This is a genomic window from Williamsia maris, assembly GCF_024171815.1.
In the GTDB taxonomy this organism is placed as follows: domain Bacteria; phylum Actinomycetota; class Actinomycetes; order Mycobacteriales; family Mycobacteriaceae; genus Williamsia_A; species Williamsia_A maris.
Genome location: NZ_JAMTCJ010000002.1, coordinates 1 through 22,855, shown reverse-complemented (window position 1 = coordinate 22,855; position 22,855 = coordinate 1). Strand labels below are relative to the sequence as shown.

The window sequence follows — 22,855 nt, the reverse complement described above, 5'->3', positions numbered from 1 at the left end:
GGGTCCAAAGGCGGGATCGGCATTGTCAGGGGCGGACACGGACGCCCCGGTTGTCGCTCGAGGTGGTCGGATGCATCACCCTGTCCAGCGCGGGGATCAGGATCCGTCGCGGCACGAGGCCGGCGAGGTGGGCTGCGACGGAGTTCCTCCGACCCGAGACCACATGCGGTGGCGGCCGGCGACGATCGAGTGCGCGTAGGCCGGTGGCGACGACCTGTTCCGGCGTCTGGAAGGACCCCACGACCGATGCATCGTCGCCGATGATGTCGAAGAACTCGGTCCTGGTGGGCCCAGGCGCGAGGGTGAACGCGGTGATCCCGTGCTTGCGCGCCTCGAACCACAGCGACTGACTGAAGCTGAGCACGAAGGCTTTCGACGCCGAGTACACCGCGAGCGAGGGCACCGGCTGGAAGGCCGTGGTGCTGGAGACGTTGATGATGCCGCCGCGGCCGCGTTCGATCATCGCGGGCAGGAACGCGCGGGTGAGATCGACGACGGCGAGGACGTCGACCGCGATCTCCGTGCGGTAGTCCGCCGCTTCGGTGTCCATGAACAGTCCCTGGGTGGCGAATCCGGCGTTGTTGACGAGCAGATCGATGTCGCCGTGGATCTGCGCGCGCAGGTTCTCGCCCGGGTTGTCGGTGGCCAGATCGAAAGGGACGGCGGCGCAGTGGACCCCGAACTTCTCGGTCAGCTCATCGGCGAGCTTCTGCAGCCGGTCGGCCCGTCGCGCCACGAGGACGAGGTCCGATCCCCTGGACGCGAGGGCGCGGGCGAACTGCTCGCCGATCCCGGAGCTCGCGCCGGTGATGAGGGTGCGTCGGGCGACGAAGCGGCGTCGCTCACTCGACGGCATGGTGATCTCGCGTGTGGTGGGTCATGAGCACGAGCGTGGCATTTCGTTGACTTACAGTCAACCATCTTGTAGCGTCGCTTCAACCGACGCGGCGTCGTGCGTTCGTGCTGTCGCCGGGCGCCCAGAAGCGCCTGCGTCACATGCCCGTTCGGTTGTCGACGAAGGAGTGGACGTGACAGAGAAGATCCTGGTGACCGGGGCCGGTGGGGGAGTGGGCCGCAGTGTGGCTCGCAGACTGGTTGAGCGAGGTGAGACCGTGCGTGCGTTCGTCAAGAGCGAGGAACAGGCCGGCGTCGCGCGTGCCGACGGTGTGGCCGAGGTGGTGATCGGCGACATCCGATCACATGCCGACGTGGCCGGTGCGGTCCCCGGCGTCGCCCGGGTGTTCCACGTCTGCCCGACGGCCGTCGTGCGCGAGGTGTCGATCGCCGAGGGGTTGATCGCCGCGGCGCGGGCAAACGACGTCGAACACATCGTGTTCAATTCCGTGATCCATCCGGACATCGAGGAGTTGCCCCATCACCAGGAGAAGCTGCGGGTCGAGGAGCTGCTCCACGCGTCGGAGGTACCGGCGACCGTCCTGCGGCCGTCGCACTTCATGCAGAACTACCTCGACTTCTGGGACCTGATGCTCGCGGGGACCCTGCCCTACCCGTCGTCGCCGAATTCCGTCATGGGCGTCGTCGACGCGGAGGACATCGGCGAGGTGGGAGCGATGATCGCCGCGTCGCCGGACGGTCACGCGGGCAAGACCTACGATCTCTCCACCGAGGAGCTCACCCGCCACGAGATGGCGACCGTCTGGAGCGGCGTTCTCGGGCACTCTGTCTCGGCCGTCCGACTACCTCCGACGGCGGTGAAGAGCCCACTGCAGGGTGTCGGTGCGGCGGCCACGATCGTCGCGAAGTCGCTCGCGTCGACCAAGACCCGTGCGCTGGGAAACGTGGTCCGCGGACTGGCCCGCTCGTCCAACACCAGGGGAGTGCGGAACTGGCCGGACGAGTCCAAGAACTGCTACGTCGCGATGATGACCTACTACGACACGGTCGGGCTGCCGGCCGGCGACATGACGGTGCTGCCGCGACTACTCGGTCGCCCGGCGACCGGATACCGCGATTTCGCCGCACGTGAGGCCGCCCGGCGAGGGATCTCGATCGGCTGACCTGGCGACTCGGTGAAATCCACGGATGTCGATTCGGGTGTATATGTGGTGTAGATCACAAATTGCACAAGGAGCGCGCCATGGCCGTCTCGATCAGCTTTCAAGCACCGCATCTGCACCACAGGCCACCGATGAGTGCGGCGCGCGTGCGCCGAGCGCGATTGCGGCGCGCAGCCATGTGGGCACAGGTCGGATGGGCAGCGTTCATGGCAGGTTCCGCGGCCCTGGCTCTGGGACTGGCCGGCCTCGCGACCGGACTCACGGTCGCGGGCATCGTCGGCCTGGCGGTGTGGGTCGTGGCCTACGGGCTGGCCATCTACTCGACCCGCGCGCGAGCCATGGCCCGAGGAGACCGCACCCTGCAGGAGCACATCGCTCGCGTCAAGCGCTCGCGGTATCGCCGCGCCTACCCCTCGACCTCGGATCCCGCGGCGTCGAATCATGTGGAGCCCTACCGCCCGCCCGTGTCGCTCCTCGCGCCCGGCGCCGACTGAGATGACAATCAGTAGGTCACCCCGACTGCGCACGATCCGCTCGTGGGTGGATGATCGGTGAACAAGATCAGGCGTCGTCGATAGGGGAGAAAATGTCGGTACTGGAGTCGTTGTCGCGCAGGCCGGGCGTGCGTTTGGTGGCCGCGTTCGTCGGTACTTATATCGCGTTCGCGGTCGTCGGCTGGGGCCGTGCTGTGGCGGCTGAGAAGTCCGGCCAGTAGCCCGCTGAGCTGAGGTCTCGGCCACCGCCGCATACAGGGGCTTCGATGGGGAATCGGGCTTAAGCGTCAGCGCATTTCGTCGGCGACGGTACCGCGATACAGTCATATGGTTCCGATGGACCATGCGGAAGCCGGTGGGAATCCGGTGCGGTCGCGCCACTGTGACCGACACCCTCGAGGTGTCGGAAGTCAGACCCGCCGGTCCATCAGTTGTCGACGGAGACGCGAAAACCTCCAGAAGCGAGTTGATGGCATGGCGACTCCTCCCACTGTCGGGCCACCATCGCTCGGGCGGGTGCTGTCGAGTTGGCGCCGTGGGGATTGGCTGGAGGCGTCGGGCCTGCTGGGGTTCATCACACTCATGCACATCGTCGGCTTCGGGGTGTTGATCTTCGGGGTTGCACCGCACCACTACCGTGCCGGTACCGAGGTGTTCGGGGTAGGTCTGGGCATCACCGCGTACGTGTTCGGGATGCGGCACGCCTTCGACGCCGACCACATCGCCGCGATCGACAACACCACGCGAAAATTGATGGCCGACAACAAGAAACCGAAGTCCGTCGGGTTCTGGTTCGCCATGGGGCATTCAACGATCGTGTTTCTCCTCGCGACCTTGGTGGTCGTCGGTGCGCATGCGGTCGGTGCCCTGCTCAACGAGGACTCGCCGACACGCCAGGGGCTCGGGATTGCGGGCACACTTGCCTCCGGCGGTTTCCTGTACCTCATCGGCCTGATCAACGTGGTTGCGCTCATCGGGATCTGGCGGGTGTTCCGGAAGCTTCGCGACGGCGAGTTCTCGGCCGCAGAACTCGACGCCGCGCTTGATGGACGGGGTTTTCTGGCCCGGCTGCTGCGACCGATCATGAAGCGCATCACCCATGCGGCGCAGATGTATCCGGTGGGCATCTTGTTCGGCCTCGGGTTCGACACCGCCACCGAGGTCGCCCTGCTGGCCCTGGCGGGCACGGGTGCCGCCGCGGGGCTGCCCTGGTACGCGGTGTTGGTGCTACCGCTGCTGTTCGCGTCCGGTATGAGTCTGATGGACACCCTCGACGGCCTGTTCATGAACGTCGCCTACGACTGGGCGTTCGCGCACCCGATCCGCAAGATCTACTACAACCTCACGATCACGGTGCTCTCGATCGGCGTCGCGCTGATCATCGGCACGATCGAGCTGATCTCGGTCCTGCACGACGACCTCGGCCTGGTCGATCCGGTGACCGACTGGATCAGCGGCATCGACCTGAACTCCGTCGGGATCGGCATCGTCGCCATGTTCGTCGTCGCGTGGGCCGGCGCAGTGGCGTACTGGAAGATCGCGAAAGTCGAGCAACGATTCAGGCTGCCCACCTAGCGGTTGTACCCCGGGGGAGGTCTGTTCGCCTCCGGCGGCGTCTCACATCACCGAGAACATGATCGACATGCCCGCGGCCATGAAGGCCTGACACAGTGTCCCCGCATGGTCGATCAGCCGAGTCTGTCCACGCGAATCAGCCTGTCGTGCAGCCAGGTAACGGTACAGCCACCAGAGCGCCGCAGCACCGAAGCCGATGACGAGAGCGGTGTCGACACCCGCCACCCAGCCGGTCGTCGACATGTGCCCGGCGTGCGATCCCGACGACATGTCCATCCCGGTCATCGACGTGTTCTCACCGCTCGCGGAAGCCATCGACATCGCGGTCATCGGGGTGGTTCCCGGGAGAAAGGTGCCGTCCATCACCGCGTACATCCACGCCATCGCTCCCATCATGGCGGCGTGGTAGACACCGGTGAGGGCGGCACCACGATGGGCTCGCAGCGACACTGTCGACGCCAGGAACCACAGCGTGGCAACGGTGAAGAAGACCATCGGTGGGATGTTAGGGACGTCCATACCGAACGGCCACGCCATCACGATCATCGCCACCGCCATGATCAGGTGCAGCCAGTGACCGACCGTCGATCGGCGCGAATGACGATGTCGCGTCAGTGAGTACCCACATTCGGCGACACTCGCGGCGAACAACACGGTCACAACCCAGCGCAGGGTGAGGTCGGTGATCATTCGGCGATAACCGATTGCTCTGGTTCGACCGTTTCACGCCGTTGCCATAGTCCGACCGTGACATCGAAAAGTACGAACGCCGCGATCGACAGGCCGAACAGTGGTACATACCAACCGATCCCGGCGATCACCACGATTAGGATCAACGCTTCGATCGGCTTGAGTTCCGCCAGTGCGCCGCGCCGTGGCGCCCGCGGCAGCCCTCGTCGTCGCGTCGGACGTCGTCTCCACCAAAGGATGTAACCGCGGATGATCACGGTGATCAGCCCGATCATCAACAGCGCCAGAGTGATCTGGTTGACGATGCCGAACAGGATCCCCATGTGGGCGTCGATGGTCCAGTTCGTCATCTTCGCGATGAGGGGCCAGTCGGAGAAGTTGATCCGGTCGGTGATCTGACCGTTGGACGGGTCGACGGTGATGGCGTCGTACCGGGTGGGGGCGCGGCGCTTGTTCTCGGTGACCTGCCATCCCTCGCCGGCGGCGCTGGGCGGGTAGAGCCACATCGGTCCCTGTAGGCCGGCATTCTCGGCGGTCGAGAGCACACGATCGACCCCGATCAGTGTCTGTGTGGGTGAGAGGGCCTCGGCCTCTGCCGAACCTGATCCCGAATCATGATGGGAAGCGCCGGAATCGGTCGGTGTCTCGCCGGACAGGACGGTGTTCACCGAGGGTGTGGTCCAGCTCAGTGAGGCCCGCAGCTCCGAGATCGACTCACCGGCGTAGCGCGACCACGTCAGTCCCGTTACCGACAGGCCCAGGAGTCCGACGACGACGAGGAGCCCGACGGACCCGTGCCAGGTCATCGTGCGGGTACGGCCGCTCTTGTCACGGTCGGGGACCGCGAGGCGCCGGAGCTTCCTCGTGCGCGCCCGGTAACCGATCCACAGTGCCAGTCCGCCGAGCGCCACCACCCACAGCCAGCTGGCCGCGAGTTCGCTGTAATTGCGGCCGTATTCGCCCAGATGCAGGTTGCGGTGGAACTCGTCGAACCAGGCCCGGATCGGTAGCCACTGCCCGAAGGTGGTCAATGCGCCGCGCACGTCGCCGCTGTACGGGTCGACGAACACGGTGCGGCTGTAGTCGGTGGGGACGTCGGGTGCAGCCATCACGACCTGGGTGGTCTCGTCGCGAGCCGACGGCGGCCGGATGCTGGTGACCTGCCCCTCGGGGTGTGCCGCCATCGCTCTGGCGATCTGCTCGCTCATCGGCAGCGGCCGGTCGCCCACCTGATCGACCTTGAGTTCGTGCTTGAACACGATCGGATCGAGCTGAGGTGTGAACGTGTAGAGCAGCCCGGTGACCGCGGCGATCAGCAGGAACGGGCCGGCCAGCATTCCGCCATAGAAGTGCAGCCGCATCAGGAACGGACGCAGGCGTTGCCAGACGCTCGGGTCGACGCCCCTGAGATCCCGTTGCTCTCGCGACTGGGCAGTCGCGGGATCGGGGGTACCGATCGGCGGTGGATCGATGGTCTGGCTCACGTGCGTGTCTCGCTTCATCTCGGGTGGATGTGATCGCAGTAGTAGTCGGACGACTCAGGCAATGAGTTCCCGCGGGCATCGCGCACTGGAAAAGCAGGGCTCCAGTGCGCGATGATGGCGGCGTGGAATGTGAGGTCGCCCGCGAGGCGCTGTCGGCGCGTATCGACGGTGAGCGTCAGTCGGTTCCCGCCGCGCGTGTCGACGAGCACGTGGCCGGGTGCCGCGGCTGCCAGGCGTGGGTCTCGTTCGTCGACCAGCAGGCGCCTCGCTCCATCGGCGGTCGTGGGCCGTCGGTGGACCAGACCCGGTCGATCATGAGTCGTGTGGAGTCCGCGCCCCACACCCGCCTGGACTCGGTTGTCCGATGGCTTCGTCTCGACGGGCTCCGCGCCGCACTGGTGGTCGTGGGAGTGGTGCAGGTCGGGCTCGCGGTCGCGCAGATCGCGGGGTTGCACTTCGGTATGGTCCACGCCGGTCCGGCATCGATGATGTCGGGCGATCACCTGATGAACGAGTCGACCGCCTGGTCATTGGCGCTGGGCGCGGCGACGATTGCGTCCGCCAGGTGGCGTGCTCTGCTGCCTGGGTTGGCGCTGATCCTCGGTGTGTTCGTGGTGGTGTTGTTCGGCTACGTCGTCCATGATGCGGTCGCGTCCGACGTCACGCTCAGCCGTGGGGTCTCGCACCTGCCGGTGGTGGCGGCGTTCCTCTGCGCAGTCGCTGCCCACCGGCACGGCACGCGCGAACACCGTCCTCCCGCGAACGCCGCGATGCAGGTGGCCGACCACGACCGCGTTCGCTCGATCGACGATTCCGCGGCCTGACAGGACACGGGCTCTCAGTCTCCTCGTCGCCGGTGTGCGCAGCCCGCATTGGTCACTACGACAAAGCGTCGTAGTCTCGAAGGCGGCCCAGTTTCCCGGACGAGAGTGGCGGTAGCGAATGTCGTCGACAACACCCGATGAGATCCACGCTCCGCCGCGCCGGTCACCACGCCACGTCCTGGCAGCCGTGACCGCGGTCATGGTCCTGATCCTCGTCGGCTACGCGACAGTCAGTGGACGTACGCCGTTCGCCGAGACGGGTGATCAGTATCCCGGCGAATTCACCTCGACCGCGACACCGGTGCTGTTCTTCCTCGGTCTGCTCGCCGCGGCGATCTCACTGGGCGGTCTCGCCTTCGTCGTGATCGCCGCGCGTCCCGACCATGACGGCGCCATCGGGTTCGAGGTCTTTCGCGCGCATCGACTGGTGGAACGGTTCTCGCTCGCCTGGGTGGTCCTGGCCTGCGTCATGGTGGCGCTGACAGCGGCCAACCGCTCCGGTATCGCGGTGTCGCGCATGTTCTCCGGGTCCGCCCCGCTTCAACTCATCGATGCCACCGAGCAATCCAAGGCGTGGATCGTCAGCGCGGTCTGCGCGCTGGCGGTGGCGGTACTCGCCCGGTGGTCGCTGCAGTGGACCAGCCACGTCGTCATGCTCCTCCCCGGGGCGATCGGCGTCATCGCGCTCGGTGTCGCGGGCAGCGCCGGTCAAGGACCCGGACACGACTACACGACCGGCGCGGCCATCGTGGTGTTCGTCTCGGCAGGACTCGTCGCCGGGATGAGCGTCGCCGCCGCAATCACCCTGGCCCACGACACGTCCGACGATGACCTGCGCCAGACCGCCTCTCGGGTGCACCATGTCGCTGCGGGCCTGCTCGGATGTGCCGTGGCCTACAGCGTGGTCGAGGTCGCCTTCCTGGTCCCCGCCAGGTTCCTCGTGACCACCGCATACGGACGTTTCGCAGTCGTTGCCCTCGCGGTCACCGCCATCGCGCTCGTGGTGGAACTCCGTGCGATCCGCGCCGTGCGTGCCGGGACGCACACCAGGGCGTCGGTCATCACGGCGAGCACGATCGTGGGTGTGTGTTCGATCGTGTTCGCCGCCGTGGTCGCCGGAATGGAAACGCGCACGGCACCAGGTCTTCTGGTGCACGACTTCACCGTGTTGGACGTCTTCCTCGGCTACAACCTGCCCGAGCGGCCCACGCCGTGGACCCTGGCGACCATGTGGCGGTTGGACCTGGTGCTGGGCCTCGGCGCGGTGGCCGCCGCCGGTGTCTACGGCCTCGGCGTCCGGAATGTGCGCCGTCAGGGCATCGAATGGTCGAAGTGGCGCACCATCTCCTGGATGATCGGATGTCTGTCGTTGCTCGTGGTCACCAGCTCGGGGCTGCGTACCTACGGCATGGCCCTGTTCAGCATCCACATGATCGAGCACATGGCGCTGAACATGTTCATCCCGGTGCTACTGGTTCTGGGGGCTCCGGTGACGCTGGCCCTGCGTGCGCTGCCTGCGGCCCGGCGGGGTGCGCTGCCCGGGCCGCGCGAGTGGATCGTGTGGCTGGTGCATTCCCGTCTGACGGCGTTCCTCAGTCACCCGGTGACCGCGTTGATCGTTTTCGTCGCGTCGCTCTACATCGTCTACTTCACACCGCTGTTCGGCATCCTGGCCCGCTACCACTGGGGACACGAGGCGATGAGCATCCACTTCCTGGTGACCGGGTACGTGTTCTACTGGGCCATCATCGGCATCGACCCCGGGCCGCGGCGGCTTCCATTCCTGGCCCGGTTGGGACTGCTGTTCGCGGTCATGCCTTTTCACGCCTTTTTCGGAATCGCGACGATGACGATGAACTCGGTGATCGGTTACGACTTCTACGGCTTCCTCAAGCTCCCCTGGCTCGCCGACCTGCAGCACGATCAGTTCCTCGGCGGCGCGATCGCCTGGGGCGCCAGCGAGGTGCCGGTGGTCATCGTGGTCATCGCCCTGGTGAGTCAGTGGGCGTCGTCGGACCGACGCGCAGGCGCGCGTGCCGACAGGCAGGCCGATGCCTACCCCGACGACGAGCTGGCCGCGTACAACGCGATGCTGGAGGAACTCTCACGCACCCGGCGCTGAGGTCTCCGCGTAGAGGTCGCGGTGACGGGTGTCGGGACGCTTGGCGAACTTTCTGATCCGCAGGCTGTTCGACACCACGAAGAACGACGAGAAGGCCATGGCTGCACCGGCGATGAGTGGATTGAGCAATCCGACGGCCGCGATGGGGATGGCCGCGATGTTGTAGCCGAACGCCCATGCCATGTTGGTGCGGATGGTGCGCCGCGTCATCCGTGCCAGCCCGAGCGCCTCGGGAACGGTCATGAGTGCGTGTCGCACCAGGATGATGTCAGCCGCACCGATGGCGACATCGGTGCCGCGTCCGATCGCGAGTCCCAGATCGGCGGTCGCAAGAGCTGGACCGTCGTTGATCCCATCACCCACCATCGCGACCGTCGCGCCCTCGGATCGCAGTTCCTCGATGAGATCGACCTTGCCCTCGGGCAACACCTCGGCCACCACCTCGGTGATACCGACGGCCGCCGCGACCGACTCGGCGGCCGCGCGGTTGTCACCGCTGACCAACATGGTGCGGATACCGATGCGGTGGAGTTCGGCGACTGCCTGCGCAGCATCGTCTTTCACGGTGTCGGCAACACAGATGGCGCCGCAGACCTCGTCGTCGATCCGGATGTAGACGACGGTGTTGCCTGCCTCCTCCGCGCGCCTGCGGGCTCGGGCCAGATCTGCGTGCACGGCGTGGCCCGCGGCGACCCATCGGGGTGACCCGACTGCCACTGCACGCGCGCCGATCACCCCGTGCACCCCGTGACCCGCTTCGGCGGTGAAGTCGACGACCGTGGTGTCCGTGTCGTCGGCGAAGGTCGCGATCGCCTGTCCCACAGCATGTTCGGAGGCCCGCTCGAGGATGCCGGCGGCTCGCAGGACGTCGTCGCGGTCCCACCCGTCGAGCACGGTCACATCGACTACGGTCAACTCACCGTTGGTGACCGTGCCGGTCTTGTCGAACACGACCGTGTCGATCTGTCGCGTCGCGTCGAGTGCCTGATGCCCCTTCAGGAAGATGCCCATCTGCGCGCCGCGACCGGATGCCACCATCAACGCGGTGGGCGTGGCCAACCCCAGCGCGCACGGGCACGCGATGATCAGCACGGCGAGCGCGGCGGAGATGCCGGATTCCAGATCGGCACCGGCGAGCACCCAGCCGGCCAGCGTCAGTGCGGCGAGGACGACGACGCAGGGCACGAACACCGACGACAGCCGATCGGCCAGCCGCTGCGCTGTCGCCTTTCCGGTCTGCGCCTGCTCAACGAGCCGGATCATCGCGGCGAACCTGGTGTCGGGGCCGACCGCGGCCGCCTCGACGACGAGTCGACCGTTCAGGGCGACAGTGCCCCCGACGACCACCGATCCGGCCTCGACGTCGACCGGTCGGGACTCTCCGGTCATCGCGCTCATGTCGACCCCTGCGGTGCCCTCGACGACGAGGCCGTCCGTGGCGATGGTCTCACCGGGCCGCACGACGAACTTCTGCTGCTCGTTGAGTTCGCTGACCGGTATCCGCATCTCGCTGCCGTCGCGGAGCAGGATCGACACGTCCTTGGCGCTGAGCGCGGCGAGGGCCCGCAGAGCGCCGCCGGCGTTGGACTTCGCGCGTGCCTCGAAGTACCGCCCGGCGAGCACGAACACGGTGACGCCGGCCGCGACCTCGAGGTAGATCGAGTCGCTGTCGATGATGGCCTGCCAGACCCCGCGGGAGGAGTCGCCGGTGGCACGCCCGGCTCCGAACATCGTGTACAGCGACCACCCCGCCGCGGACAGGATGCCGAGCGAGATCAGTGTCTCCATGCTGGAGGTGCCGTGTCGGAGGTTGCGTGCGGCGACCCGATAGAACGGCCAGGCCGACCAGGTGAGGATCGGGAGGGCGAGTGCGAGCAGGATCCACTGCCAGCCGGTGATCCGGGTGTCGGGGACGACGGAGAACATGATCGACAGATCGGCCAGCGGTACGAACAGGATCAGCGCGACGACGAGACGGCGGAAGATCGATTTCGCGTGATCGCGGTCGGGATCGCTGTCGGAGGAGACGACCTCGTCGCGAGGTGCGGCCCCGTAACCGGCGCGGTCGACCACCGCGCACAGATCGTCGACGCTGATCTCCTGATCGGCGTCGATCGTCGCGATGCGCGTCGCGTAGTTGACCGAGGCCCGCACACCGTCGACCTTGCCGAGCTTGCGCTCCACCCGCGTCGCACAGGCGCCGCATGTCATCCCCGTCACCTCGAGTTCGAGGCGACGGGGATGCGTGGTTTCGGTGTCGGGTGCGAATGTGCTGCTCACGATGTCGAACGTTCCTACCTGCGATGTTGTGCGGGCGCTGCCACCCGGCGGTCTGCCTGCCTCACACAGGTAGTCGTCTCGACGTGGTCGAGAGTTCCCGGTGTGCGCACGATACGGTTGGGCGCGTGAGGGCCGAGGATTCCGATGACGACCACGTCACCGGTCTCGCTTTCGCTGCAGCCCGCGGTGATCGACATGCGTTGGAATCCTTCATCAAGGCTACTCAGGCCGATGTGTGGCGTTTCGTGAGTTATCTCAGTGATGCCGGTCGTGCCGACGATCTCACCCAGGAGACGTTCATCCGGGCCATCGGCAGCCTGCCGCGGTTCTCGGGGCGGTCGAGCGCTCGCACCTGGCTGCTGTCGATAGCGCGTCGGGTCGTCGTGGACCAGGTTCGTCACGACAGGGTTCGCCCGCCGTCAGCGTTTCGATCCGGAGCCGACAGCGTGGTCGAGATCCCCGTCACCGAACGCTACGAGGATCGCGTCGAGTGGGACATGCTCATCGGCGGACTCGAGGAATCGCGCCGTGAAGCGTTTCTCCTCACGCAGTTCCTGGGGCTCTCATACGCCGACGCCGCAGAGGTGTGTGGATGCCCGGTGGGCACGATCCGTTCGCGCGTCGCCCGAGCGCGTGGCGATCTGATGGAGGCGTACCGGGCCGATCAGCACCGGACCGGCTGACCGATCCGTCGAGCTTCCGATCCCGACGAGCGAGTCCGGATGAGGGTCACTGCTTGACCGCTGCGTCGACCGCGGCGATCAGTGCCTGGGGTGTCGACAGCTGTAGGACCTTCCCGTTGAGTTCGATCTGTGGAGTGCCCTGCAGCCCGTTCTCGGAGACCTTGGTGGTCTGCGCGTCCACCCACCCGGAGTATTTCTTGTCGGTGATGCACGAGCCGACCGACGACGGTGCGCCCGCGGTGGTGGCGATGGATGTCAGGGTTGCATCGGTCAGCCCCGCCCCACCCTCCTCGGGCTGCTGTGCGTAGAGCGCGTCGTGGAACGCCAGCCACTTCGTGTAATCACCGGTGGTGGCGGTGGACTCGGCGACACACGCCGATGCGTTGGCGGCGCGGGTCGAGTACTGCGTCGACGACTGCTGGTTGAGGATGGCTATCGGCTTGTAGTCGATGGCCACCTGCGGGTTGCTGCGCAACTCCTTGACGGCGTCGCCGAACTGCGCCTCGAACGCCTTGCATGCAGGGCACTGGAAGTCCTCGATCAGCGTCAACGTTGCTTTCGGCGCGGTGGGAGTGTTCACGCGGTAGGCCCCGGTGTCGGTGACCACCGACGGGGGCGCCGTGCCTCCGGCCGAGCTCGATGAGTCGTCTTTGGTGAGGATCAGGCCGATGCCGATCGCGGCTGCGACCACGACAACCACCGCAGTTGCAGCAATTCGGACGACGATGCTGCGCCTGCGTTCCGCATCGCGTGGGTTGATCACCGTGGGTGTGCGCTTGGCTGCGGCGGCCATGGGCTGCTCCTGACGTGGCTGTGTGGTCCCGACTGCACCCGACAGTGGGCGAGTGGGAGGCGTTGAGATCTCACTTCAGTAGTCGTGGCGGATGCCGCGATGGTTCCCTGGACATCGGGTCGGTCGGGAAGAAGGTCAGATCGGAGGTTCGGGGTCGTACTGGATGCCGCGCCGAACCTGTCTCGCGCGGTCCACTCCCGCGAGACGAGCGACCAGGTGCAGCGCCATGTCGATTCCGGCCGAGACGCCGGATGCGGTGATCGTGTCGTCGCAGTCGACGAACCGGTCCTCGCCGCGGACGTCGATCGTCGGGTCGAGCTCGGCGAGATGATCCAGCGCGGCCCAGTGGGTCGTCGCGGGACGGTTCCGCAGGATGCCGGCTGCCGCGTAGATCAGCGAGCCCGTGCACACACTCGTCATCAGAGTTCCGCTGTCGTGGCGTTGGCGTACCCAGTCGAGTCGGGCCGTGTCGTCGATCTGAGGCCGCGTCCCCTTGCCGCCGGGATAGACGAGTACGTCCAGATCGGGCCGATCGGCCTCGCTGTGACCGGCTCGAACCGTAAGGCCTTTGGCACACAGCACATCGCCCCCGGACTGAGAGAAGGTGAAGACCGTCCAACCATCGTCCGGCCACTCCCTGGTCCAGAACGACAGGACCTCCCATGGCCCGATCGCATCGAGTTCTTCGACATCGGGAAACAGAAAGATACCGATCTGCTTGTTGTCATCGGACATGGCGTGATTCCTTTCGAAGAGACGGACAGGCGCGCAGTGACCGGCACTGCTGGTCTCGTCGTCGCTCTCCACACGAGTTGTCGTGCAGGACGAGGCGTTGGTTCCCTCGGTGTCGCCTCGGACCCGATCAAATGCGCTGAGTCATCGGTGCGACGGTGGCGCTAGGGTCTCAATGGGTTCCCGGACCGGGGAAACTCGGCTGTTTGCATGGCAGTCGGTGGAGAGCGCGGTTCGGGACCCACCAGGCAGCGGCCGGCAGGGTGGCCCAATGAGTCACTTCTTCTGCGGTGCCGAGGGTCGATCCAGGTGACAGTAGCTTTCATGAGTCGCTCCGTGTGTTGTGAGGGTTGCCCATGGTGGAGCGGCTGCGCGCGCCGGCGGCGTGATCGTCGGGGTTGAGCGCGAGTGTGGTCTCCTGCGGGGTCCTGTGATCGCCCGCGACGGTGAGGATGTCGTTCTCGATGCGGTGCCAGTCGGGTGAGGCGGCATCGACGAGCGACGGGTGGGTGGCGCGGGGAAGGATCACAACGTTCACGGGCGCGTTGTGTGCACGGGCCCGAGTCGCGTAGTCGACGGCTTGCGAAGCGGGGACGATGTTGTCGCGCAAACCGTGATAGAGCGTGACCGGGATACGAGAAGATATGTGCTCGATGGGGCTTGCGGTGCGATACCGGCCGGGGACCTGCAGTGGTTTCCCGCCGAGAACGCGGATGACCCGGTCGTTGCCGGCGTCGGCGGCGGCGCGCATGTCGAGCACTCCGGCGAGTGAGAAGACGTGCAGCGGCACAATGCGGGGGTGGGCGCCGGGCTTGCCGCTCGCGAGCAGTGTGCGTGACGCGGTCCACGCGGCGAGCTGCCCGCCGGCGGAGTGCCCGACAACGATCACCCTGGTCAGGTCGATGTCGGTGTGCGTCGTGTGCAAAGCGGTGAGGTGATCGACTGCTGCGGCGACGTCGACGAACGTGTGTGGCCAACCGCCGCCCGACCCGACCCGCCGGTATTCGATGTTCCACACAACCACCCCACGGTGGGCGAGCCGCTGCGCCTCCTCGCGGAGCACCGAGGCACCGAAGCGCTTGTTCCATCCGCCTCCGTGGATGAGAACCACCACCGGGGTCGGCTCACGCGTTCTCGGTAGGTACAAGTCGCCATAGTTCTGTGTCGGATCAGCATCGGCCGCCGGATACAGATGACGTTCGACCGTGACCGGGATGGTCGCGCCGCCACCGATGAGGGGCGGTGAGTCCGCGGTCGTCGGACCGAGGACGATCACGGACATCACAGCGATGATGACAGCGACCGCCACACCGCTGATCGCACCGAGCCACCACCGCGGCCGCGCCCCGTTCTCAGAGGTGTTCGAGGTGGACTCGCTTGTTCTCATGCAACAACAGTGGTTCACGCTGGTGCTGCGCGGTATCTGCCGATCGGCGACTGTTTGCGGCCGACTGGCGGGTGTCCGTGTGAATGCACCGAGGTGATTCTGGACTCTGACCCCCCGTTGCGTCCGCAACCGGTCGGACGTGCCCTCCGGCCAGAGATCGAGGTATCCGTTGCTGTTTCATCGCTACTCCACCGTTGTCGAGCGTGATTCCGCCGCCGCACCGGCTCGGTACGCCGCTGTTGGTCTACCGGTGGCGTGGCTTGTGGGCGTGGCGTTGTTTCCGGTGGTGTTGCCGAGAACGGCTGCGCTGGCCGGAGGATTGGTAGACCTGCGAGCGCATCCGATCGCGGGTGTGGTCCACTTCGTGCTGCTCGGAGTGGTGGCGCCGGCGTTGTGTCTGATTGCCGCAGCTCCGACGGTGCTTCGGTTGCGGTCGGCCGGCACCCGGTTCTCCGTTGTGTCGGCGGGGATCGGCGCCTGTGGGGTGTCCGTGGTGCAGTTGGGATTTGGTGCGGTGCTGATCTGCACCAGGCCAGGAGTGTACGGCGATCAGGCGATCGCAGCTGCGTTTCATGACCTCGACGGCGTCAAAGCTGCACTGGTGGCCGTGGCGCTCGTCGGGATCATGTCGGAGCGGTGGTCGTCGACGATGCGGACGAGATATCGAGGTGTGCTGGTCGCCGCGACGGTGGTGGCGTTGACGCTCTACGCTGTCGGAACGATCAGCGATATGGGGTGGTTGTCTGTGATTGCCTGGGTGGCAGTGCCACTCACCCTGGTGACGGTGTGCGATCTCGCCGGCGACAGGCCGTCGTCGGTCGGGTGAAGTGTTGGGCTCAGCTCTGGTGGTCCGGTGTCGCTGTGCGGCGGGCGAAGATTCGGCCCGCGATGCTCGAGGCGCCGAACCCGTGCATGACGAGACTCAGCGCCACGGTGACGATCATGATCTGCAGTACGAAAATCGCGGTGTCATCCTCGATCGCGTTGAACGCGAGGAGCCCGAAGACCAACGTCGTGATCCCGCGCGGACCGAGGCTCGACAGCGCCAGTCGCTCGGCACGGTCGGCGCGTGACCCCACCAGGGCGAGCGCCACCGGAATGGCGCGGATCACGGTCAGTGCGGCCACCGCGATGACAACCGCTTGCCATTCGACGCCGACGTAGACGACGTACGCGGCGACCACGCCGAAGACGAACCACAATGCCAGCGACGTCGACTCGACGACATCTTTGGTGAGGCTGGTGTAGCGCTCAGCATCCGCCCGCAGGCAAAGGTGCACGACGACCCCGGCGACGAATGCGGCGACGAAGCCGTTTCCCTTGAACAGGACGGCCAATGAGTACGTCGCCAACGGCACGGCGAGCATTCCGATCCGGATCGCGGTGTCGTCGCTGAATGCCCGTGCGCGGGACCAGCGTGCGGCCAACCCGTATCCGGCGCCTGCGGCGACGCCCACCGCGACGGCGATGGCGGCGGCCTCGAACGCCTCACTCACGATCGATGAACCGGACTTGCCCGATGCGGCGATGACGGCAGCGAGCGCTACTGCGAACACCGGCGCGACAATTCCATCGTTGTACCCGCTCTCGACGTTCAGTGCGGAGCGCACCCGAGCGGGAATCCGATTGTCGGCCAGAATGTTCGGGGCGGGTGAGATGTCGCTGGGCATCACCACGCACGCCACGAGCAAGGCCAGGGCGAGGGAGTCGGGTGGAAGAATGGCCCAGGCCACCCCAGCAGCCAACAGCAGCGACAGCGGCAGCGCGATGAACAGCAACCGCGCCGACACCGACGGGCTGTCGCCCAGCATCTTTCCCTTCACCGCGATCGCGTCGGAGAACAACAGGGTGGCCAGGACGAGCTCGACGATCTGCTCGGTGACGTGGTAGTTGAGGACTTCCGAGATCTGTGGTCGGACCAACAGGCCGACAACAACACCGAACACGGCCAGGGTCAACGCCGGGGAGACCCGCCACGAATCGAGTCTCGCAGCGACAAGCGACCACACTGCGATACTGCCGACGCAACACAGCAACGATGCGGCGAACATCTGGATCTACCTCCGATTGTCACAACGCACAGACCGGCAACACGCCCCGGGCCACCGAATCGGCGACACAGGAGACGGTCTCACGTCGGCATGACGTCGTCGAGTTGCTCGAGCTGGACTGCTCTGTTGCGTATGGATTCTGCTCCGAGGACTTCCTCGACGACGGGTTCGTATGTGCTGTCGGTCTTCCATCCCACCTCGTATCGATTGCCGCCCAGGCAGATGATCATGATGCCGCCTGGATAGCCGCCTCCCCACCCCCATGCGTCGTAGTGCGCTCGGTAGCCGTTCGTTTCGCCGTGGTGGCGGCGCGAGTGCCACCCGCGGGCGCGGAGGAATGCGTCGGTGTCGTCGTCGTGGCGGTCGTTCTTGGGCATGGCCCGTCCCTTCTTCGTCGGAGTTCTGCGGGTCTAGCGGCGGGTGGTGGTCTCGATGAGGTCGTAGGCGATGTCGGGTCGTACGCCGTCGGGGTTCTCGATGTCGGCGTTGTCGTACCAGTCCTGTTCGGCTTCGGGGTGCGGGCCACTGACCCCGACCTTTCCTTTGCCGAAGGGGGCGACGAGGGCTGCGGCTGTGCCGTTGGAGTACGTCGCCAGCACGTCGACGCCGGGGGAGTTAGGGGCGACGGTGAACGCGGGGCCGTCCTGGAAGAACATGTGGCGCTGCTGGCCGCGGTAGGTGACGTCGATGATGGTGTTGCGGTCGTCGTGGACGGTGGCGCCGGCGGTGTCGGTGTATCCGCGTATCTCGACCGGGAGTAGATCGAATCCCGGGCCCTTGCCGGCGAGGTAACCACCGAAGCACAGCCCGAGGTAGCTACCGCCGTCGCGGACCCACGCTCGCAGATCGTTCGACACGTCCTCCAGGTCGTTGAAGGTGGCCTGGAGGTCTTGCCCGCCGCCGGGTTGGACGTAGAGCGATGCCGTGGCCAGGGTGGCCGCGGTGAGATCGGTACCGGTGCCGGGACCGACATACTTCGTTCGGAACGGGTGTGGTGCGTTCTGCAGGACTTTCGCGATGGTGGGTGCGCAGTCGTCGCACCCCTGTGGGCCGTTGTAGATCAGTGCCAGTGGCAGATTGTCTTTGGGCGGATCGAACGCGGGTGTACACCCCGCCACCAGCGCCAGTACGGCCAGCGACGATGCGGCCAGCACGCGTACGCGCTTCGAGTTCAAAGCATGGATTCTGATGCGGCTGCGGGCGGTCATGTGGGTTCTCCGTTATCAGTGGTGCCTGGTGTTGGTGGTGTCGAGCGGTGTTCGAGTGCGGTTGGTTTCAGGCCGGGATGGCCAGTTCGATGCGGAAGCCGCCAGTTCCGGTGGGGGCAGCGGTGAGGGTTCCGCCGAGGTGTTCGGCGCGTTCGGTCAGGCCGATCAGGCCATGCCCTGCCGAGGGCAGACCCAACGGGGCGCTGGTGGTCGAACTGTTGGTGATGGCTAAACGCAGAACGCCGTTCGTGGTGGTCGTCGCGATCGTGACGGTGGCGCCGGGGGCATGTTTGCGGACGTTGGTCAGTGCTTCCTGGATGGTGCGGAACACCGCCCGTTGAGCGGCCGCGGACAAGGTGGTCGGCAGTGCGATCTCATGACGGATCGAGATCCCGCTCTCGGCGATCAGGGTGTCGATGTCCTGGCCGGTGGGCTGCGGACGAGTTCCCTCGCCGAGACCGCCGGCCGCGCGCAACACGCTGACCATCTGACGCAACTCGTCGAGGGTCTCGACGGCCAACGAGCGGATCTTCTCCGCCCCCGCGGTCACCGCGTCGTCATCACTGCGCACCCGCAGTACCCCTGCCTGGACGGCGATCAGGCTGACCTGGTGCGACACGACGTCGTGCATCTCCCTGGCCAGCCGTGCCCGTTCCTGGCTCAAGACGTGCTCGGCCACCGCGTCCGCCTCGTGTTGGCGCGCTGCGTTGAGGGCCTCGATCTTGTCGGACAGCTCGACGCGCACGCGCATCAGCCGCCCCAGGGCGACCGGCCCCAGCGCCATGATCGTGCTGTAGGTCAGGTTGACCAGAAGCGAACTGACAGAGGCGTTTCCGATGTAGGAGAAGTTGCCCACGAAGACCACCGCAGCGACGACACCAACCACGCCGAGACGAGGTGTGCGTCGCGCAACCGAACACGTCGCGACCGCAGCGGCGACGACGGTCGCCGACAGGAACAGGCCGGGCAACGTGAGTGCGAACGCCACGATCGGGAATCGACGGCGAACCAGCAGTCCAGCCGACGCGATGACAGCACAGGCTATTGCCGCCGCGCTGCCGCCATCGACAACGGTCAGCAGGCCGTCAGCGAGTGACGCGCCAATCACCGCGACGTCGATGACCGCCGTGATCACGGCGGGGTGGGGTCGGGTGAACGTCATGAGGGTTTGTTGAGTCCGGCGCGCTCGGCGATGAGCGCGGCCTCCACGCGGGTCGGAACCTGGAGCTTGTCCAGAATGGAGCTGACATGGGCTTTGATGGTTCCGACGCTCAGGTGTAGGGTGGTGCCGATCTCGTTGTTCGACTTGCCTTGCGAGAGCAGTCGTAGGACCGATTTCTCCCGGACGGTCAGGCCGGCCACCAGTCCGAGTGCGGTGGCATCGGCGGGGTTGCCGACGTAGCCGGTGATGATGGTCTTGCTGACCTGCGGAGACAGCACGATGCCGCCGGCGGCGAGGGTGCGGATGTGCTCGGCCAGGTCGGCGGGGTCGGTGTCCTTGACCAGGAACCCCGCTGCCCCGAATGACATCGCCGCGCTGATGTGTTCGTCGGAATCGAACGTCGTCATCATCGCCACCGCAGGAGCATTCGGCATCGTGCGTGTCGCTTTGAGTACCTCGATGCCGCTGGTGCCGGGCATCCGGATGTCGAGGAGAACAACATCGGGCCGGGTTTCGATGAGCAGACCGACTGCGTGGACCCCGTCGGCGGTGCCCACGACCTCGATATCGGAGGCGGTCTCGAGAATCAACTCGAAGCCGGACCGGATCATGGCCTCGTCATCGACGATGACCACCCGGATCGGGGCGTCGTCGCTCGGGTCGGTTCGCATGCTTGCCACCCTAGGACTCGCCCGACAGTCTCCGGTACCTGATCAGCGCCTTTCCAGCCACCTGGCGACTCATTGCAGCCACCTGGCCGATACGCGGTGGAACCTCCCGGTGACACCGTCAATGAAGACGAAACGAGGGTTGCGCGAGGCCGGGAGAAACCATGTTCGACGACGCGAGATCAATGAGCCTGTTCCACCCCGTCCTCCTGTGTGTTGTTCTGACCCTCCCGGCCCTGGTAGGGGTCACAGTGGTGGTCAGGTCCTGTTCGCTTCGTACGCTGCTCCGTTGCGCGCCCCTGGCTCTGGGGGTGGCGGCGACTGCTGTCGGGGCCACCATGACCTGGCTCGCCCATCAGGGACTCGACCCCTTCACCGCACCGGCCTGGCTGTGGGTCTCGGTCGTAGAAGCTGTAGTGATTGTGTTCGCATCAATCGGATTGTGGCGGTCGGTGCGCTGGATCAGTCGGGGCGCGCTCGCCGGATCGGTCGCCGTGGCCGTGCTGGGCGTGGCGCTCATGGGAAACGTCTGGGTGCACTACCTCCCGACCGTCGGCAGCGCAGTGGACGTGGCTGTGGGTAAAGGTCCCGTTCACGAGACATCTCTGGTGCGAGTGCACGCAATGAAACAGCGCGCCTCGGTTCTCTCCCAGGGAGTGACCTTCGTACTACCGCGTAGCTCCCAAGACCCGTTCGCGGCACGAACCGAGTACGTCTACGTTCCACCGGCATGGTTCGCCGACGGAACCGGACCCACCGACGTGTTCCTCATGATGGGTGGCGTCATCAACACGCCTCGGGACTGGATCGTCAGCGGCGGGGCCATAGACACGGCGAACAACTACGCGCGCACCCACGGCGGCCGAGCGCCGATCATGGTCTTCGTCGACACCACCGGCGGGCTGTCGAATGACACCGAGTGCGTGAACGGCCCACGAGGGCAAGCGGAAACACACATCGTCGCCGGCGTCCCACAGCGGCTCCACAGCGCCCTCGGGGCCACCGGGGCCACCGGGCCGTTACGGTTCGTCCCGGTCGGGTGGTCGATGGGCGGGACCTGCGCGATCACCTTGGCCGCACGCCACCCGCACCTGTTCGAGCGCTTCGTGGCCATCTCACCCGACCGGGCACCCAACAGTGGCGGCAACACCGCCGCAACTGTCCGCGGTCTGTACGGCGGCAAGTATTCAGAATTGGCGAGCCACGACCCCGTAGCGATCTTCTCAGGTGCCGCCACGGCCCCGCGCTTTCGCCACGTGAAGGCGCTGCTCGCTGCGGCATGCACACAACGCCCATGCGCGAGCGCCCCGGAAAGCAAGAGCGTCACCGCGCTGGCGACTGCCGCCCAACGTGGCGGTGTGTCGGTGACCACCCTCTATCAACCAGGTCGCCATAACTGGAGTTTCGCCGCCGCGGTCTTCCGTAATGTTCTGCCGTGGTTGTCCAGCGGTCCGGCGCGCAACGCCGGCAAGTGACCCCTACCCACCTCACAGTTACCGGCAGTGGCCCGATCGAGCATCAATGATCACCATGTCGAAAACCATCATGTCGAGCTGCCGCAAAAGGTGATTTGGTGTAGATGATGATGACGCGAGCCGACATTGCGCATGGCCCATGCGGTCCTGACGGAATAACTGCTCACCGTGCGATCGGGGCGGCGGACAGGGAATCCGGCGGAGTCGTAGCGGCAGACACCGTCGAGGTTGCCGTGGCCGCCTCGTCCGTCGTCACCGCAGAAGTATTGTGCGTGGCCGGCAACGACGGGGTGATCGTGTACGAGCCGACGAACACGAAGACCCCGGCGCACGCCAGTCCGACAGACAGATTCTTCGTTGCGGTCAACGTGGAGCTGAGCGAAAAACTGCGTCTGAACATGGGATCCAACTTTCCTACATCGTGGGTCGGTCAGCGCCCACTCCGTCGAATGTCGGCTCGGAGTCGATGCGCCTACTACGACACTGACGCGTCCCGCGTCGAGGCGGTATCGGTCAGGTGGCTGTTGTCCCCAGCCACTCGGCGGGCCCGCACCATGCGCGAAGTATTCAGTTGACGCAGGGGACCCCGCCCGGTGAGCTGAGCACCGGCGGACCGTGATTCGGGGCCGGCACCGCCCGGGGCTCGCCCGCGCCGGGGCGACGGCGGAGGCCAGGCGCCACTGGCGCGGGCGGGATGAGGCCGAACGCGGTCTGGACCTGGGTTCTGATGGCGGTGGGGTCGATGATGTTGACGTCCTGGCCGTCGATGGTGTCGTACCGCTGGACCGGCAGTGTGGTGAACCGCGTGCTCTGGCCGTTGATGTCGCCGATGCGGTGGGCGTAATCCACGACGTTCCATCCCGCCGACAGGGTGATGTCGCGTTGGGCCACCGTGACGAGGGCGTCGAGTTTGTTCAGGTCGCCGAACACCCCCGATGAGGACAGGGCGTGGGTGACCGAGAGCAGGAATGCCTGTTGGCGGTGGGTGCGGTCGAGGTCGCCGTTGTCGAGGCCGTGGCGTTGTCGGACGAACGCCAGTGCCTGGGCTGCGTTCAGGGTGTGCACGCCCGCGGCGAAGTGGGCACCGGAATAGCTGTCGGAGACGGCATGGTTGAGGCAGACCTGCACCCCGCCCAAGGCTTTGGTGATGTCGTAGAACCCCACGAGACTGACCTCGGCGAACCGGTCGATCGGTACCCCGGTCAGGGC

Annotated in this window: 22 protein-coding genes; 9 read left to right on the top strand and 13 right to left on the bottom strand. The window is 66.2% G+C overall.

All coding sequences use genetic code 11. The features are described from left to right. Window positions 1-25 precede the first annotated feature (25 nt). Window positions 26-856, bottom strand: coding sequence for an SDR family NAD(P)-dependent oxidoreductase (locus LX13_RS06925; RefSeq protein ID WP_253660613.1), 831 nt, complete (start codon window positions 854-856; stop codon window positions 26-28). Window positions 857-1,028: 172 nt separating this feature from the next. Between LX13_RS06925 and LX13_RS06920 the strand changes: the two genes are divergently transcribed. From LX13_RS06920 to nicT, 4 genes are all read left to right on the top strand, one after another. After that, window positions 1,029-2,018, top strand: coding sequence for an NmrA family NAD(P)-binding protein (locus tag LX13_RS06920; RefSeq protein ID WP_253660612.1), 990 nt, complete (start codon window positions 1,029-1,031; stop codon window positions 2,016-2,018). An 80-nt stretch (window positions 2,019-2,098) separates the two neighbouring features. Further along, a complete protein-coding gene (locus LX13_RS06915; RefSeq protein WP_253660611.1) occupies window positions 2,099-2,512 on the top strand; it encodes a hypothetical protein in 414 nt (137 codons plus the stop codon). A gap of 50 nt (window positions 2,513-2,562) precedes the next feature. Further along, window positions 2,563-2,733, top strand: a complete 171-nt coding sequence (locus tag LX13_RS06910; protein ID WP_253660610.1) for a hypothetical protein — start codon at window positions 2,563-2,565, stop codon at window positions 2,731-2,733. Window positions 2,734-2,986: 253 nt separating this feature from the next. Continuing rightward, window positions 2,987-4,087, top strand: a complete 1,101-nt coding sequence (gene nicT / locus LX13_RS06905) for a Nickel transporter NicT (protein WP_253660609.1) — start codon at window positions 2,987-2,989, stop codon at window positions 4,085-4,087. A gap of 42 nt (window positions 4,088-4,129) precedes the next feature. Here nicT and LX13_RS06900 read toward each other — a convergent pair whose 3' ends face one another. Then, window positions 4,130-4,777, bottom strand: coding sequence for a DUF5134 domain-containing protein (locus LX13_RS06900; RefSeq protein WP_253660608.1), 648 nt, complete (start codon window positions 4,775-4,777; stop codon window positions 4,130-4,132). Then, window positions 4,774-6,138, bottom strand: a complete 1,365-nt coding sequence (locus LX13_RS06895) for a PepSY-associated TM helix domain-containing protein (protein ID WP_372499893.1) — start codon at window positions 6,136-6,138, stop codon at window positions 4,774-4,776. Before LX13_RS06895 ends, LX13_RS06900 begins: the two co-directional genes overlap by 4 nt. Before the next feature lie 227 nt (window positions 6,139-6,365). Between LX13_RS06895 and LX13_RS06890 the strand changes: the two genes are divergently transcribed. Together LX13_RS06890 and LX13_RS06885 are read left to right on the top strand one after the other, a co-directional pair. Continuing rightward, window positions 6,366-7,085: a DUF2275 domain-containing protein gene (locus LX13_RS06890; protein WP_253660607.1), complete on the top strand. Its 720-nt coding sequence runs from the start codon at window positions 6,366-6,368 to the stop codon at window positions 7,083-7,085. Window positions 7,086-7,203: 118 nt separating this feature from the next. After that, window positions 7,204-9,207 (top strand): cytochrome c oxidase assembly protein, encoded by a 2,004-nt coding sequence (locus tag LX13_RS06885; RefSeq protein ID WP_301300759.1) that lies wholly within the window; start codon window positions 7,204-7,206, stop codon window positions 9,205-9,207. On the opposite strand, the gene LX13_RS06880 is transcribed toward LX13_RS06885, so the two are convergent. Next, window positions 9,190-11,487, bottom strand: a complete 2,298-nt coding sequence (locus LX13_RS06880; RefSeq protein ID WP_343946508.1) for a heavy metal translocating P-type ATPase — start codon at window positions 11,485-11,487, stop codon at window positions 9,190-9,192. The genes LX13_RS06885 and LX13_RS06880 overlap by 18 nt on opposite strands. 125 nt (window positions 11,488-11,612) lie before the next feature. Between LX13_RS06880 and sigC the strand changes: the two genes are divergently transcribed. Next, window positions 11,613-12,170, top strand: coding sequence for an RNA polymerase sigma factor SigC (sigC, locus tag LX13_RS06875; RefSeq protein ID WP_253660605.1), 558 nt, complete (start codon window positions 11,613-11,615; stop codon window positions 12,168-12,170). Between the two features lie 46 nt (window positions 12,171-12,216). Here the strand turns inward: sigC and LX13_RS06870 are convergent, their stop codons facing one another. The 3 genes from LX13_RS06870 to LX13_RS06860 form a co-directional block, all read right to left on the bottom strand. Next, on the bottom strand, window positions 12,217-12,963 hold the full coding sequence (locus tag LX13_RS06870) for a DsbA family protein (protein ID WP_253660604.1): 747 nt from the start codon (window positions 12,961-12,963) through the stop codon (window positions 12,217-12,219). Between the two features lie 135 nt (window positions 12,964-13,098). Beyond that, window positions 13,099-13,698, bottom strand: a complete 600-nt coding sequence (locus LX13_RS06865; RefSeq protein ID WP_253660603.1) for a DJ-1/PfpI family protein — start codon at window positions 13,696-13,698, stop codon at window positions 13,099-13,101. A 319-nt stretch (window positions 13,699-14,017) separates the two neighbouring features. Further along, complete coding sequence (locus LX13_RS06860; RefSeq protein WP_253660602.1) at window positions 14,018-15,082, bottom strand: alpha/beta hydrolase family protein; 1,065 nt, start codon at window positions 15,080-15,082, stop codon at window positions 14,018-14,020. A 268-nt stretch (window positions 15,083-15,350) separates the two neighbouring features. Here LX13_RS06860 and LX13_RS06855 point away from each other — a divergent pair, with 268 nt between their 5' ends. Beyond that, the gene (locus LX13_RS06855; RefSeq protein ID WP_253660601.1) at window positions 15,351-15,908 is read left to right on the top strand and encodes a hypothetical protein; all 558 of its coding nucleotides are present in this window, start codon (window positions 15,351-15,353) and stop codon (window positions 15,906-15,908) included. A gap of 10 nt (window positions 15,909-15,918) precedes the next feature. On the opposite strand, the gene LX13_RS06850 is transcribed toward LX13_RS06855, so the two are convergent. The 5 genes from LX13_RS06850 to LX13_RS06830 form a co-directional block, all read right to left on the bottom strand. Then, window positions 15,919-17,133: a cation:proton antiporter domain-containing protein gene (locus LX13_RS06850; protein WP_253660600.1), complete on the bottom strand. Its 1,215-nt coding sequence runs from the start codon at window positions 17,131-17,133 to the stop codon at window positions 15,919-15,921. An 80-nt stretch (window positions 17,134-17,213) separates the two neighbouring features. Beyond that, complete coding sequence (locus tag LX13_RS06845; RefSeq protein WP_253660599.1) at window positions 17,214-17,510, bottom strand: hypothetical protein; 297 nt, start codon at window positions 17,508-17,510, stop codon at window positions 17,214-17,216. A 33-nt stretch (window positions 17,511-17,543) separates the two neighbouring features. Continuing rightward, window positions 17,544-18,341 carry a BPL-N domain-containing protein gene (locus LX13_RS06840; protein WP_253660598.1) on the bottom strand — a complete coding sequence of 266 codons (798 nt, stop codon included), beginning with the start codon at window positions 18,339-18,341 and terminating at the stop codon, window positions 17,544-17,546. Between the two features lie 67 nt (window positions 18,342-18,408). Next, entirely contained in the window at window positions 18,409-19,503 is a 1,095-nt protein-coding gene (locus LX13_RS06835) for a sensor histidine kinase (RefSeq protein WP_253660597.1), read from the bottom strand. Beyond that, window positions 19,500-20,174, bottom strand: coding sequence for a response regulator (locus LX13_RS06830; protein WP_253660596.1), 675 nt, complete (start codon window positions 20,172-20,174; stop codon window positions 19,500-19,502). Before LX13_RS06830 ends, LX13_RS06835 begins: the two co-directional genes overlap by 4 nt. A gap of 335 nt (window positions 20,175-20,509) precedes the next feature. Between LX13_RS06830 and LX13_RS06825 the strand changes: the two genes are divergently transcribed. Beyond that, window positions 20,510-21,646 (top strand): alpha/beta hydrolase, encoded by a 1,137-nt coding sequence (locus tag LX13_RS06825; protein WP_253660595.1) that lies wholly within the window; start codon window positions 20,510-20,512, stop codon window positions 21,644-21,646. A 567-nt stretch (window positions 21,647-22,213) separates the two neighbouring features. On the opposite strand, the gene LX13_RS06820 is transcribed toward LX13_RS06825, so the two are convergent. Next, a partial coding sequence (locus LX13_RS06820) for an LCP family protein (protein ID WP_253660594.1) occupies window positions 22,214-22,855 on the bottom strand: 642 nt, incomplete at its 5' end.